The following is a 13,698-nucleotide window of genomic DNA, read 5'->3' on the forward strand; positions in this document are numbered from 1 at the left end:
CCCTTCAACGCTTCTAGACCGCCATGACGCAGCAAGGGACCTGATAAAGAATGTGTTCGGTCGTACTGCCCAGAAGCTTGTCCACGCCACCGGACTGGACTTTTCCCATCACGATCACATCGACGTTCTGCTCGTTGGCAAACTCGCTCAGTGCCGAGACGGGGTGACCCATGACGAAGTGTCGATGATCGGCGGCCACCCCGTACTGGCTCGCCAACCTGAGGAAGTTTTTCTCGAGATCCTTGCGCATCTCCCTGGTGAGATCAGCGAGCGCCAGGCCGTCCATGTCTGCCAGATAACCCGCCGAAATGTCGCAGGCGAAAAGCAGATGCAGGTCGGCACCACATTGCAGGGCCAGGGAAGTCGCTTGCTGAATGATCCGCTCATTGAGTTCGTTGTCCGGCGATTCCTTATCTGACACCTCCACCGCCGCGACAATCTTGCGCGGCAAGACGAAGCTGCTGGCGCCCACCAGGTACACCGGTATCGGACAGTGCCGCAGCAAGTACCAGTCCAGGGGGGTGAAAAAGGCGCGCTTGAGCAAGGACTCATGCTGAACCTCCTTGATCAACAGGTCAGGCTGCATTTCCGCGACATGCGCCAGGATGTCTTCGCGCAGGTCATCGGCCCAGGCCACCTCGATCGTCACCTCGAGTCCCCGGGTACGCAAATTGTCGGTTTGCGCCTTGACCCAGTCGCGGTGATCCTGCAGGTAGGCTTCCCGCGCCGTTTCCCGGTCACCCTGTTCAAGAAAGGACAAAAGGTCCAGCGGCCCAATCAAACCCGCGATATGCAAACTGGCGCCGCTGGCCTTGGCCAGCGCGGCCGCATGATTGATCGCCGGGGAATGACGCAAGGCCGGGTTGATGATCAATAACAGCTTTTGGTACTGGCTCATGATCTGCCTCTAATCAGGTGAGTGTTCGATTGCAGCGACCCGCTCAGGACTGCAACATCCGGTCTGGCTTGATCGCCAACACATCGCAGGGCGCCCGATGCAACAATTGCTCGGCCGTGGCCCCCAGCAACTTTTCCAATCCTTTGTTCTGAACCGTGCCCATGACAATGACATCCGTGTGGTGCTCGACTGCGAAACCACAAATGCTCGGCACTGGCACGCCCTCCAGGAAGTGGCGACATTCAGGTGGCACGCCATGGCGTTCGGCAATCGCCGCAAACGCCTCGTGCTGAACCGATCCCAACGCTTCATAAATGCCGGTGGCCAGCGGCAATGCGCCAAAACCCATGTCCTGGGTGTACAAGGATGTCCAGTCAAACACATGCAACAGCTCCAGCCGGGCATTGCACACCTCGGCCAACTTCACGGCGGCGTCGATGATCTGATCGTTGAACACATGATCCTGATCTTCACCGCGCAGCACGTCGATGATCGCCAACACATTGCGCGGGCGCGCGTTGAGCGGATGGGTCACCAGATGCACCGGCACCGGACAGTCGCGTAACAGCTGCCAATCCAGTGGCACGAAGAACACGCGTTTCAAGGCAGGTTCTTCCTGCGCATCCTTGATGATCATCGCCACCGGCATTTCATTGACGAATTGCACAATCTCTTCGTACGGGTGCTGGACCCACACCACTTCGCTGGTGACCTCAACGCCGAGTTTGCTCAAGGAATCGGCTTGTTCGGTAAGCCATTGCCGATGGGTTTTCAGGTAGCCATCAATGGCCTGGCTGATTTGCTCGGGGGCAAAAAAACCGGCTACCGCCAAGGCCTGGACATAATCAAACGCCACAATGTGCAGGGGCAACTGCAGGGCATGGGCCAATGCGCCAGCCCGGTCGAATGCGGGCGTACGGGTCATGGTGGTGGGGGCAATCAACAGTAAGCGCTGGTGTTGCGACATGGGGCACCTCGGCACACGGAAATGGCATGGAACAGGCCTACAGAATGAACGCACCACGTTCCGTCGACTTGATCTTTGTCAGTTCTCGTTGAGCTCAGGTCAGATGAGCAAACGGCCAGCCACATCACGCCCACCGCATGTCGGGCACCGTTGTCCTTGCCACCTCTGATTGACAAAGATCAAGCCCCGCTCCAGAGACCGACGCAGGATAAAGGCTGGGTTCACCGAGCGGGTGCATCACGCCACTGCGCATTAGCGTCCAAACCATTATCGACGGGAGAGGTGCCATGCCTGATCAACCACGTTTCATGCTGGTCGTTTCGCACCAGTTGGAAAACACACCGGCTTTCGACCGGGCCGCCGCGCTGGCCAAGGCTTCGGGCGCAGCACTGCACATCGTCGCATTCGACTACCTGGAGGGCCTGGCGAGTGCTGGCGTGGTCAATGACGAGTCGCGCGAGCAGATGCGGATCGACTATGTCGAGCGCCATCGCCAATGGCTGGAGGCTCAGGCCCGTCCGTTGCGCAAAATCGGCATACCCGTCACCACCGAAGTGGTCTGGGTGGAAAGACCCTTGCAGGAAATCCTCATTCATATCAAAGAGCAGCCGATGGCCTTGCTGATCAAGGCACTGGAACACGAGACACTGCTGTCACGCCTGATGTTCACCCCCCTGGACATCCATCTTCTGCGTGAATGTCCGGTGCCATTGCACTTTGTCAGCCAGGTACAGCATGACTTGCCGCGCCGCATCGTCGCCGCCGTCGATCCTTTCCACCGCGACGGCGAGTACAAAAGTTTCAATGACCGGATACTGCACGAGGCTTTAAAACTGGCGACTACCTGTAACGCCGAGCTCGACGTGATCTATGCACACGACCTTTCCTCCATCAGCGCCGACGAATTCGGCTTCGATAACGCCACGACGTTTTTCTCCTCGAGCAAAGCCAAGACCCTGTTCGATGCTCAGGCCGATGCCTTCCACGAACTGGCCGAACGCAACGGCATTGCGCCGAAGCGCCAGCACATGATCATGGGTGACCCGGCCAAGGTCCTGGCCAGCTACGCCGATGCCTATGACATTGACGTGATCGTCATGGGCCGTGTCGGTCATCGCGGGATGAGCCATCTGGTGGGCAGTACGGTGGAACATCTGCTGTACAAAATGCCATGCAGTGTCTGGGTGGTTTCGCCACAGGTACTGGCTGAATGATTAAAGCCGTGGTCAGGCTGCCACTTTGCTGGTGGCAACAAGCATGCAAAACGGCCACCGCTCCAGGCAGCCTGCTGGCGGTGACCCGTGCTGATCCAGACGATGTTCGACAACCGCCGACGGTGTAAAAGGCGTTATTTCTTCGCCCCCAGCGATGCCAGGTAATGAGCGACCGATTCGGCATCCGCATCCGTCATCGCGTGGGCAACCTGCTGGGTCAGGTCGCCCCGGGGATGCGATTCGGTCTGTTGAAAAATCTTGATCTGCCCCGCCAGGTAGGCAGCATGCTGACCTGCCAGTCGCGGCACCTGGCCACTGCCCTGCCCCTGAGCACCATGACAAGAACTGCACTGCGCGACGCCGGCTCCTGGCAAGCCCTGGCGAAAGATCAATTCACCCCGCGCATCCGGGGTATCGGCATCAGCCTTCATCGGGCTCTGCGTTGAAAAATAGTCCGCCAGTTCGGCGATCTGGCTTTGCGTCAAACGGGTAAAGCCCCACATGTACTGGGCGCCGGTTTTATCGCTGCGTCCATGGTTCTTGAACGCAGCCAGTTGCAACTTCAGGTACTCCTTCTGCTGAGCGGCCAACTTGGGAAACGTCGGCGAGACCGATTCGCCCGTCAGCCCATGGCACTGGGCACACACCTGGTCCGCCATGGCGATACCGGACATGGGCGAGGTTTGTTGCCCTGACTCCTCGTTCGAATGGGTACAGCCCGTGAGCATCGCTGCGCAGAGGGCAACAACACAATGTGCCTGGTTGAAAGTACGCTTCATGGCGGTGGCTCCATGGTTTACGCCCTGCGTCCAGCTGATCACAACCCATTCGGAACACTGCCTATCGCGTCAGGGCATATCGGGCAGTCTGCGAATGCTTGATCCAGACACCTTCTCTCAAGCCGTTGCAGCCTTTATTGACGAAACTCAATTTTCCCTCTGAATCAGGGTGTAGGAATGAGCAATCAGGTGACGAAGCGCCCCGCAGGGCCGAGCCTGGACACCCGGCGTGATTCTGCTGGCGGGTTAACCCACTGTTAGGGGGTGACGGTCATGAATACAGCCTCGCAAGACCTGCTGGACACATTTGCGGGCTCGCCCCGGCGCATCGACACGGCCGCCATCGCGCCGCTTCTGCGCCAATACGCCGAGCCTCTGCCGGAACTGGACACGCCTGCCTTTGGTGAGATGTTCGATCGCTATGCCGATGCGCGAGTCGTGATGATCGGTGAAGCCAGTCATGGCACCAGCGATTTCTATCGAGCCCGCGCCGCCATCACCCAAAGGCTGATCGAGCAGCACGGCTTCAACATCGTGGCCGTAGAGGCCGACTGGCCGGATGCCGGCCATGTCGATCGTTATGTCCGGGGACTGGCGTCCTCGGCCTGGAAGCGCCACATCTTCAGCCGATTCCCGACCTGGATGTGGCGCAACGCCGAGGTCAAGGCCTTCGCCCACTGGCTGCATCAGTACAACCATCGACTGGCCCCGGAACGTCGCGTCGAATTCCGCGGCCTGGACATTTACAGTTTGCGCAATTCGATTCATGAAGTGCTGGGTTATCTCGACGGCGTGGACCCGAAACTGGCCCACGAAGCGCGGCACCGCTATAGCTGCCTGACCCCTTGGCAGGACGACCCGGCGCTGTACGGTCACTTCGTCGAACGCGCCGGCCTGATGCCCTGTGAACAATCGGTAGTGGACCAGCTCAACGCCATGCTCGCCGAACAATTGGCCGGGCTCATCAAGGACGACGAGGCGTTTTTCAACGCGGCGCAAAACGCTCGGGTGGTGCAGGCGGCCGAACAGTACTATCGGGCAATCTATCGAGGCTCGACCGCCTCCTGGAACCTGCGCGACCGGCATATGTTCGACACCTTGCAGGCATTGCTCGAGCATCGCGGTCCGCAGTCCAAAGCCGTGGTCTGGGCCCACAACTCCCACATCGGCAATGCGGCGGCCACGGAAATGGGCTGGAAGGGCCAGTTCAACATCGGCCAGCTATGCCGCAGCGCCTATGGGCGCGACGTGGTGCTGATCGGCATGAGTACCGACCGTGGCCAGGTCGCCGCGGCCGACGACTGGGACGGCGAGATGCATATCAAGGACATTCGGCCGTCTCGCCCGGACAGTTGGGAACATCAGTTCCTCAAGGCCGGCGTGCCAGCGTCGTTGACGGACTGGCGCGACCCTCAGCGCACGGCACTGCGTCGGGTATTGTCCAAACCATTGCTGGAGCGCGCCATCGGGGTGATTTATCGCCCCGAAACCGAGCGTGGCAGTCACTACTTCGAAGCGATGCTGGTCGAACAGTTTGACGCGATGATCTGGATTGAACAGACCCAGCCGGTCACGGCGCTGCCACTGCCAAAGAGCCAGACCCTCGAACCCGAAGACGAGACCTTTCCGTTTGGCGTCTGAGCGGATCAAGGCTCATCGTGCCTGCTGGCGGCCACCTTGCAGATGCGTTTCAAACCAGTCGCCCGCCAGTCGGGCGACTTCCTCGAGGGTTCCGGGCTCTTCGAACAGATGCGTAGCGCCCGCCACCACGTCCAGACGCTGCTCGCAGCGCAAGGCATGGCAGCTTCGCTCATTCAATTCGAGCACCACCGGGTCCCGTGCGCCGACGATCTGCAAGGTCGGCGCCCGGACTTGCGCCAGTACCGGTCCCGCCAGATCGGTTCGCCCTCCCCGGCTGACCACCGCATGCACCACGTCCGCGCGCGCCACAGCAGCCAACAGTGCCGCAGCCGCACCGGTGCTGGCACCGAACAGACCGATGCGCAGCGAGCGCAAATCCGCGTCCCGGCCGACCCAGTCGATCACCTCCACCAGCCGCCTGGCCAGCAAGTCGATATCGAACCGTAGCTCGCCGGTGAGGTTATCCAGGCGTTGCTCCGGCTCCGTCAGCAAGTCGAACAACAGCGACCCCAGTCCCCGCCTGGCCAGCGACCCTGCGACAAACTGGTTACGCGGGCTCAAACGGCCGCTGCCGCTGCCATGTACGAAGATCACCAGACCGTCAGCCTTCAGCGGCAGACGTAAATCGGCCGATAGCTCAACGTCCTGCAAGTCCAGCTGTCGGGATTGAGATTCAATCATCGAAAGGCTCCCGAGAGGAGGCATCACTCGCGGCTTCTCGCTGCCAGGCCCGATGCAACAATTCGATGACCTCTTCATCCGAGGTCTGGGGGAAGCTCAAGTACCAATATCCGATCGACATCATCCATTCAGGCATGAGCGGACAGATCACCTCATCGACTTCGAAGCTCAGCGCCTCCACGGTTTCCGATGGTGCAACCGGTACGGCGACGACGATGCGAGCAGGCGCTTGCAGGCGCACCGCGCGGATAGCCGCCATCATCGAGGCTCCCGTCGCCAGGCCGTCATCGATCAGAATCACCACCTGTCCCTTGAGCTGCAAGGGTGGCCGGGCGCCCCGGTACAGTTGTTCGCGCCGCTGCAATTCCTGTGTTTCGCGCGCCACCACGGCCTCGAATGCGGCCGGGGAAATCGGGTGAGCCCGCAGCGCGTCTTCATTGCGAATCTGGATACCGCCACTGGCAATGGCGCCCATGGCGAACTCCGGGTTCGATGGTACGCCCAGCTTGCGCACCAGCATCAGGTCCAGGCGCACGTCCAGGGCCTTGACCACTTGATAGGCGACCGGCACGCCGCCACGGGGCAACGCCAGGACGATGACATCGGGTCGCTGAGCGTATTTGAGCAACGGTTCCACCAGACGTTGACCGGCTTCGACGCGGTCCTGCAAGGTGGTTTGCAATGAGGGACTTTGAGTCATGGAAAACCTCCACCGACGGTGAGGCCTGGGGTGACGTTACGCCAGGTTGGTGGCGTGCAGAATGATCCGGTCATTCAACACGCGCTTCGCAGACGCGGGTCAGGCACCCGCGTTGATTCAGGTTCCTCCGTTGATGTCGTCATGGCGTTGATTAATATCAAATCCCCGCGCAAAAACGCGTATTCACGCAATGGCGTCGAGCGTCATGTCAGCGCACTTGATCAATATCAATAGGGCCCGGACCGAACGGTACTAGGTTAAAAAGGAATCGGTCCTCGACAGGAGATGTGCATGTCGCCCCTCATTGCCAGTCAGCGCTTGCGTTTGTATGACAGCGACGAACTCGATGGCGTACTGCAGGCGATGGCGCACCAGGCGGCGGCCTTGTTGCCGCCCACCCAAGCGGCACTGATTGGTATCCAGCGCCGCGGCGAGCCTCTGGCACAGCGTCTTCAGCAGCATTTATCACGCCTGACCGGGCAACCGGAACTGCCGATCTACCCGTTGAAGGTCAAGCGCTATGCCGACGATCTCAAGGTGTTGCATGCTCACACCGAATTGACCGAGAACCCGGTGCTCATCGGACTGGATCTGGCCAATACCACCCTGCTGGTGGTCGATGATGTGCTGTTCGAAGGCCATTCGCTCCTGCGCACCTGCGCGTACCTGGCGCAGATCGGTGCCCGTCGGGTCTACACTGCAGTTCTGGTCGACCGGCATGTCTGCCAGCAGCCGATTCGTGCCGACATTGTCGGCGTGCATCTGCAAGTCGCCGCCCAGGACATCGTCGAATGCAATGTCCCGCCCTATGAAACGGAGTTCTGCATTGAAGTCTGGCGTCATGGCGCCGCCCGATGACGGCGCGACTGTTCGCTCGATGTGCCTCAAAGGAGCCAATCCATGCTCAGCCATCGCCCGCTTCTTTTCGCTCTGCAAGGCAGTGAGGACTACGCAACCGGTGTCGCGCAGCGACTGGGCTGCCCGCTGGCGCTTCATGAGGAGCGCGACTACGAAGACGGCGAGCATAAATGCCGGCCGCTCGAATCGGTCAACGGTCGCGAGGTCGTGGTGTTCCATTCCCTGTATGGGGATGGCCGGCAGAGCGCAAACGACAAGCTGTGCCGCCTGTTGTTTTTTTGCGGCGCGCTCAAGGATGCCGGCGCTCGCCCTGTTCAGGTGGTCACGCCTTACCTCTGCTACGGGCGCAAGGATCGTCGCAGCCAACCACAGGACCCAACGATCACGCGCTACGTGGCGACCCTGATTGAATCCTGCGGCATCGATCGCCTGATGGCGCTGGAGGTGCATAACCCGGCGGCGTTCGACAATGCCTTTCGCATTCCCGCGCGGAACGTGCACTGCGCGGAATTGTTCGCCCGGCATTTCGCCGGGCACGTCGGCGACGCCGATGTGGTGGCGGTGTCCCCGGACTCCGGCGGCGCCAAGCGCGCCGAGCAGTTTCGCCAGGCCCTGGAACGACAACTGGGGCGTCCGGTGGGCAGTGCATTGATGGAAAAACACCGTGTTCACATGACGTTGACGGGCACCCTGCTGGTCGGCGATGTCGCGGGCAAGACCGCCATTGTGTTCGACGACTTGATCAGCACCGGGGAAACGCTCAAACGTGCCGGCCTTGCCTGTCAAAGAGCTGGAGCGGCCCGGATATTCGCCGCCGCCACCCATGGTTTGTTCACCAATGGCGAGCAGTTGTTTGACCCGCCGTTGTTCGAGCACATTGCGATTGCTGACGGCGTACCGCCGTTTCGCCTGTCCGCCGACTGTGTGAAGCAGCATGTGCACGTCGTCGACAGCACCGCCCTGATCGCCACCTTGCTCGCTGAAAATGGCGCTTTTGATAGCGTTTAGGCTGGTGCATCGGCCTTGGGCGTGAATATCAACCCATCCAGCGGATCACCGGTTCCTTGTGTGCAACGGGCATCGGGTTGGTCTCCGGATAGCCGACGACGATCGGCGCCACTGGCGCCCAGTCGGCCGGCAGGTCGAGGGTCTTCTTGCCCTGCGGCGTATTGAAAAAACTCTGGGCGAAACCGATCCAGCAGCTACCCAGCCCTTCTGCGTACGCGGCAAGCATCAGGTTCTCGGCCGCCAGTGAGCAGTCTTCGACAATCCACTGTCCCGGCACATTGCCTGAAATGAGGATGAGTGCTGGCGCGTGGTAGAAAATCTGAAAGTTTTCGTCAGTCAGCAACCCATGGAAGTGCCCGGAATGCGGGCCTGCCGGCATTGTCGCGAGCATGTAGGCCTTGGCTTCACGGGAGATCCGGTCCAGCAGTTCCTGATCGCGGATCACCGTGAAGGTCCATGGCTGCTGGTTCACCGCACTGGGCGCCTGGATAGCGGCGTTGATCAAACGACGGATGATTTTTTCATCCACCGCTTCAGTCGTGTACTCGCGCGTCGAGCGCCGTCCGGAAATGGCCTGGTCAATGTTCATGAATGCGTACCACAAAATGGGGGGCGTTCCATAAAGTCGGCCAGCCACCGGCACCCGCTGTTGATTTAGATCAAATCGACGCCGACCAGCCTTTCGTTTCGTCTGAAGTCTCACCTGCGGCGGTGTGACACGACGTCGTAGGCGTTTGATCTGCATCAGAAGGACGCGATTGGCTCACTGCACACTGGATACGCGCGGCTCGGGCTCGCGAGAGGGGCAATGCGGGTGGAAATGGCCACGCCGTCATTGCACACCGTCGGATTGCCCCCTTTATTCTGCATCAGCACCGATTTTGATTTGGGCCCCAGCGTGACACCTACGGCGTCCGCCAACTGTATGGCGCCGCTCAGGATTTTACTGTGGGCCATCAGGTTGCACGCCTGCCAGAGCGCTAACAAATGCCTTCCTGCAGCTTTTAGGAAATCCCCCTTTTGGGGTACCTCGGGAGAATCACCACAGCAGTGCGTTGACCGACTGTCAGCACTCGCCCCCGAGTTGATAAAAATCAATCCGGGCGACCAGAAATCGCGTCCCAATGAAGGGGTGAAATCCACAACGGTTGGATTTTTTCAATCTCACAGGCGCGGAGAAACACCATGGACAAGTATCAGCAGAGCCAGAAAAACCAACTGTTCAAATCAGACACCCACGACCCCTATCGTTCGCAGCGCTTTGAAGGTTCGGCCATCTGCCCACAGTGCGACTCGGTTTACCAAGCCGGCAACTGGACCTGGAAAAGCCCTGAAAACACGGTCATCCACGACGCGCAACCCGTGAAGTGCCCGGCGTGCCGCCGCATCGATGACAACATGCCTGCGGGGACGCTGAAACTTTCGGGCAGCTTCTTGCTCAACCATCGCACTGAAATCGTCAACCTGATCGAACACACCGAGAAAAAGGAAAAAGCCGAGCATGCCCTGGAGCGCATCATCAACCTGACTGACTCAGGGGATGACCTGATCGTCACCACCACCGGCATCCATCTTGTCCATCGCATCGGCCATGCGCTGGAAGCCGCGTACAAAGGCGACTCTGACTACCGGTATGGCGATAACGAGTATGGCTTGAGCGCCACTTGGAGACGTGACGAATAACACCGGGCGCGATGGCCTCTGACCCTGCCGCGATCAAACCTGGCGTCGCGGTTTCCTGAAGCCTGGCGCCTGGGCGATCACGCCACGCGGCAATTGCCATTCACCTGCTGGTGTCTCTTCAAGTCCGGTTTCGGCAGCCGGCCCTTCGGTGGCCTTGCATCGGGAATGAAGATACATTGGCGCGAGATCGGGGGGCTGCCTGTGTGCTACCAGACTCCATTCGGCAATTTCATTCAGAGGGCCAGGCGCGTGGCCAATCCGGAATCGGGCACCCACAGGGCATTGATGCAAAACGCCTCTTCCGCTTCCGTCACCGGTTCGAGGGACTGCGGATCAAACCAGTGCCGATTGACCATTGCCAGGCGAACGATACCGTTCTTGTCGAGGAGTGTTTGTGCCAGGCATTCGCACAAGGACCGTGGCAGCGCTTCTTCGAGGGGATCGATGTCGGCACCTTCAAGCTCGATCTCGAAACGCGCGGTGCATGTACCCACTAAATCCTGCACCGTGTAGGAGGCGTAGCGAAACGCCGTGAGATATCCCACCGTCAGTACCAGCACGATCGACATCAGGATGCTGGCCTCGCGCTTCCAGGACTTCGTGCCCGGCCGGCGCAGCAACCTGAGTACGGTGCCCCTGCCCCAGTGCCGGACCGCGAGAACCCCGCTGAGGAATTTATTGTTCGTCATGACCGGATCTCTCGCCCAGGTTTTGCCAGAAGCATGGCGCCGATTGCCCCATAGCGTTTGATCTGGATCAACCACCGCACAGCCGGGGCACCACTGGATGACGCCTGGCGGCATTTGGCTGACAGCCAGTCTGTCGGGCAGCGTCAGGTCGAACGGTACGAATCAGGTAGCGGCTGGGTCTCGAAACATGAACTCCGGTTTGCGATGGGCCGGACTTCTTGTTTTTGCGACATCCTTTTCACGCAACGCTCACAGGATGGAGCGCAAATTACCTGTACTCCTTTGCAGAATCCCAGCTAGGCCCGCCCGCACGCGGGCCATTTTTTTGGACCCAAGAAAGGCGCTGGCTCCTCGACCGGCTCAACGTTTCTCGGTCCGTGCGGCCCAGCAGCAGATGAGGGCCCGGCGCCATGTCTGCCGGCCGAAGCGAAAGCTGCTGCCAGGCAGTGAAGACTTCAGGTGCCTTTAGTCGGGCCGGAAGAAGGTGTAGCGGTCCTTACCGCTGAGCTTTGACTCGTACATCGCGTGGTCAGCTTTTATTAGCGCGGCATGCAAGGTGTCGGTTTCGATCCGGGTTACGCCCACGCTGACGGTTGCCGGGTGGTGGGTGGACGTTTCGCGCACCCGTTGGCACAGGGTGTTGACCAAGCGCTCGGCATCCGCCTGCGTGACACCGGACAGGTAGACCCCAAACTCTTCTCCCCCAAGGCGGGCATATTCGTGATCGGCCATGATGTGCTTGATGTCGGCGGCGATGCGCTTCAGGACTTCGTCACCGATGTCGTGGCCATACACATCGTTGACTTTTTTGAAGTTGTCGACATCGACCATGGCCAGGTAGCACTCGCCACTTTCTGGTGGGGTGCTCAGGTGGTTGTTGGCCCGTGTCATGAACGCGCGGCGATTGGGGATCTCGGTCAGGGTGTCAATGTAGGCATGCTCTATCAGTAGCTTGGCCATGATGTAGTTGTGCAGCTTGGATCGGCGCAGCTTGAGGTAGGTGTAAATGGTCAGCGCGCTGATAAAGACGGCGGACAGCAGAACCATGGTACCGCTGAAGTCGAACAGAGAGAGTGTGGTCATCATAAAGGGGTTGAGGACAACCCAGGCGATGCCCAGCACGCCGAAAAATGCTTCTCGGCTCAAGGGTAATACCGAGGCACTATAGAGAATGCTGGAGGCCGAGAGGATCAGCCAGGTCGGGTGCAGGTGGGCCGGCAAGCCCTCGATACCCAAGCGGATGCCCAGGCAGATCATGAGCACATACACGAGGTTTAGCAGGTGGAAGTGGCGGGCTTTACGGGCGACCCGCTGTACACCGACGGTGATGAGCAGTAGCACGACGAGCAGCAGCGAAAGCGCGTAATGACGTTGATCGCCTATAAAACCAATAATCAGGTCGAACAACACCCAAATGCCGATACCTCCGATATAAATCAGCCCACTGAAGTTATGCAGACGCTCGACGTCGTATTGATAAAACTCGTATTGGAGGGCTTTGGGTGTTGCCTGTTTCGTTACTTCATTCTCAATCGTCTTGTACATCGGCAGCCTTGCTTGCAAAGGTATTGCGGGTCGTTCATCTAGTAGGCTGCTAGCGTAACTGAAAACGGGGGCAGTAAACGCCTGCCCCTACTTTAGTATCTGTGCAATACGGCGATTTGCACCTCATCGTCTACCCAGCGAACCGGCTGGCAACCTTATCGACACTTACGGCAAGGCAGTGCGTGAGCCCCCCAACGCAACGATCAGTCATCACGATGACTTGCTGAAGGACCGAAGAGCTGCCTCGAAGGTCAGAAATGTTCTTGGCCATCACTCTGAAGCCGCAAGGAAACATGAATCAAGAAGACACTTTTGTATTGGTTGACGGGAAATGGTTGCTCTCTGCTCGCTAAACAGGCGCCGCAGGTTTTTCGGCATCCTTTTCTCCAAGCGAAAAAAAGCCCGCACTGGGCGGGTTTCTAAAGGAAAAAATTTTAAGGGCTATTGATAGGGTGCCCACCCAGGCAAAAACAATAAACCTGGCGGTGCAGCGTGCGAGGCCAATAAAAATACAGACAAAAGCAGCATAGAAAACACGATGACAAAAAAACGATACATCCTCACTCCTTGAGTTGTAGCTGTCTTCCCACTGAACAGATAGCAACATGATTTCACTCAGGCCTCCTTTGAACGTCACCGTTTATCTGGATCAGGATCCGCGCCACGTTCTCCAAGTACTAAGGAACGGGGGAGAAAATAGAAGCCCTGGTGATTACAGCTCGCCGGGGCTTCCCTTTTCGGTCCGCTGCCGCGCAGCCGGTAAGCATCATTGCAGCCATGACTTGCCAACAAATTTTCATCGCTGTCCATCCCGGGAAGGTGGTGAATGCCCCCCCCGTGCCTGACCAGGCATCCAGACTCAAAAAGCCCAGTGCGAGGGCTGGGCTTTGACGAAGCCAACAGGCATCCTTTAGAACAGATCCGAAATTAGGCTACGGGCTACCTCGGCACTGTTGAGGGCGTGCTCGAACAACGACCTGTCAATGCACAATCCGCTGACTTGAATCTGAGCTGCACGCCACCATCGCGATTAAG

General features: G+C 59.1%; 14 protein-coding genes. 5 read left to right on the top strand and 9 right to left on the bottom strand.

Annotated elements, in window-relative coordinates:
- Nucleotides 1-13: 13 nt before the first annotated feature.
- Nucleotides 14-898 carry a universal stress protein gene (locus GQ39_RS10510; protein ID WP_047529546.1) on the bottom strand — a complete coding sequence of 295 codons (885 nt, stop codon included), beginning with the start codon at nucleotides 896-898 and terminating at the stop codon, nucleotides 14-16.
- A 43-nt stretch (nucleotides 899-941) separates the two neighbouring features.
- Nucleotides 942-1,865 carry a universal stress protein gene (locus GQ39_RS10515; protein WP_047529548.1) on the bottom strand — a complete coding sequence of 308 codons (924 nt, stop codon included), beginning with the start codon at nucleotides 1,863-1,865 and terminating at the stop codon, nucleotides 942-944.
- Nucleotides 1,866-2,152: 287 nt separating this feature from the next.
- On the opposite strand from GQ39_RS10515, the gene GQ39_RS10520 reads away from it, so the two are divergent.
- A complete protein-coding gene (locus GQ39_RS10520) occupies nucleotides 2,153-3,079 on the top strand; it encodes a universal stress protein (RefSeq protein ID WP_047529551.1) in 927 nt (308 codons plus the stop codon).
- A gap of 134 nt (nucleotides 3,080-3,213) precedes the next feature.
- Here the strand turns inward: GQ39_RS10520 and GQ39_RS10525 are convergent, their stop codons facing one another.
- Nucleotides 3,214-3,858: a c-type cytochrome gene (locus tag GQ39_RS10525; RefSeq protein ID WP_047529553.1), complete on the bottom strand. Its 645-nt coding sequence runs from the start codon at nucleotides 3,856-3,858 to the stop codon at nucleotides 3,214-3,216.
- Between the two features lie 273 nt (nucleotides 3,859-4,131).
- Here GQ39_RS10525 and GQ39_RS10530 point away from each other — a divergent pair, with 273 nt between their 5' ends.
- On the top strand, nucleotides 4,132-5,499 hold the full coding sequence (locus tag GQ39_RS10530; RefSeq protein WP_047529555.1) for an erythromycin esterase family protein: 1,368 nt from the start codon (nucleotides 4,132-4,134) through the stop codon (nucleotides 5,497-5,499).
- Between the two features lie 12 nt (nucleotides 5,500-5,511).
- On the opposite strand, the gene GQ39_RS10535 is transcribed toward GQ39_RS10530, so the two are convergent.
- Entirely contained in the window at nucleotides 5,512-6,180 is a 669-nt protein-coding gene (locus tag GQ39_RS10535) for a dienelactone hydrolase family protein (protein ID WP_047529557.1), read from the bottom strand.
- Nucleotides 6,173-6,880 (bottom strand): phosphoribosyltransferase, encoded by a 708-nt coding sequence (locus tag GQ39_RS10540; protein WP_047529559.1) that lies wholly within the window; start codon nucleotides 6,878-6,880, stop codon nucleotides 6,173-6,175. Before GQ39_RS10540 ends, GQ39_RS10535 begins: the two co-directional genes overlap by 8 nt.
- Nucleotides 6,881-7,171: 291 nt before the next feature.
- Here GQ39_RS10540 and GQ39_RS10545 point away from each other — a divergent pair, with 291 nt between their 5' ends.
- On the top strand, nucleotides 7,172-7,738 hold the full coding sequence (locus tag GQ39_RS10545) for a bifunctional pyr operon transcriptional regulator/uracil phosphoribosyltransferase PyrR (protein WP_047529561.1): 567 nt from the start codon (nucleotides 7,172-7,174) through the stop codon (nucleotides 7,736-7,738).
- Between the two features lie 42 nt (nucleotides 7,739-7,780).
- A complete protein-coding gene (locus GQ39_RS10550; RefSeq protein WP_047529563.1) occupies nucleotides 7,781-8,746 on the top strand; it encodes a ribose-phosphate diphosphokinase in 966 nt (321 codons plus the stop codon).
- A gap of 28 nt (nucleotides 8,747-8,774) precedes the next feature.
- Here GQ39_RS10550 and GQ39_RS10555 read toward each other — a convergent pair whose 3' ends face one another.
- Nucleotides 8,775-9,335, bottom strand: coding sequence for a nitroreductase family protein (locus GQ39_RS10555; RefSeq protein ID WP_047529565.1), 561 nt, complete (start codon nucleotides 9,333-9,335; stop codon nucleotides 8,775-8,777).
- 596 nt (nucleotides 9,336-9,931) lie between these two features.
- Between GQ39_RS10555 and GQ39_RS10565 the strand changes: the two genes are divergently transcribed.
- Nucleotides 9,932-10,429, top strand: a complete 498-nt coding sequence (locus GQ39_RS10565) for a BCAM0308 family protein (RefSeq protein WP_047529569.1) — start codon at nucleotides 9,932-9,934, stop codon at nucleotides 10,427-10,429.
- A gap of 233 nt (nucleotides 10,430-10,662) precedes the next feature.
- Here the strand turns inward: GQ39_RS10565 and GQ39_RS10570 are convergent, their stop codons facing one another.
- The 3 genes from GQ39_RS10570 to GQ39_RS32375 all read right to left on the bottom strand — a co-directional run bounded on the left by GQ39_RS10570 (nucleotide 10,663) and on the right by GQ39_RS32375 (nucleotide 13,270).
- Nucleotides 10,663-11,118 carry a hypothetical protein gene (locus GQ39_RS10570; RefSeq protein ID WP_047529571.1) on the bottom strand — a complete coding sequence of 152 codons (456 nt, stop codon included), beginning with the start codon at nucleotides 11,116-11,118 and terminating at the stop codon, nucleotides 10,663-10,665.
- A 465-nt stretch (nucleotides 11,119-11,583) separates the two neighbouring features.
- Nucleotides 11,584-12,663 carry a GGDEF domain-containing protein gene (locus GQ39_RS10575; protein ID WP_047529573.1) on the bottom strand — a complete coding sequence of 360 codons (1,080 nt, stop codon included), beginning with the start codon at nucleotides 12,661-12,663 and terminating at the stop codon, nucleotides 11,584-11,586.
- Between the two features lie 349 nt (nucleotides 12,664-13,012).
- On the bottom strand, nucleotides 13,013-13,270 hold the full coding sequence (locus GQ39_RS32375) for a hypothetical protein (protein ID WP_152613989.1): 258 nt from the start codon (nucleotides 13,268-13,270) through the stop codon (nucleotides 13,013-13,015).
- Nucleotides 13,271-13,698 lie beyond the last annotated feature (428 nt).

This window comes from Pseudomonas sp. 11/12A (assembly GCF_000800055.1).
Taxonomy (GTDB): Bacteria; Pseudomonadota; Gammaproteobacteria; order Pseudomonadales; family Pseudomonadaceae; genus Aquipseudomonas; species Aquipseudomonas mohnii.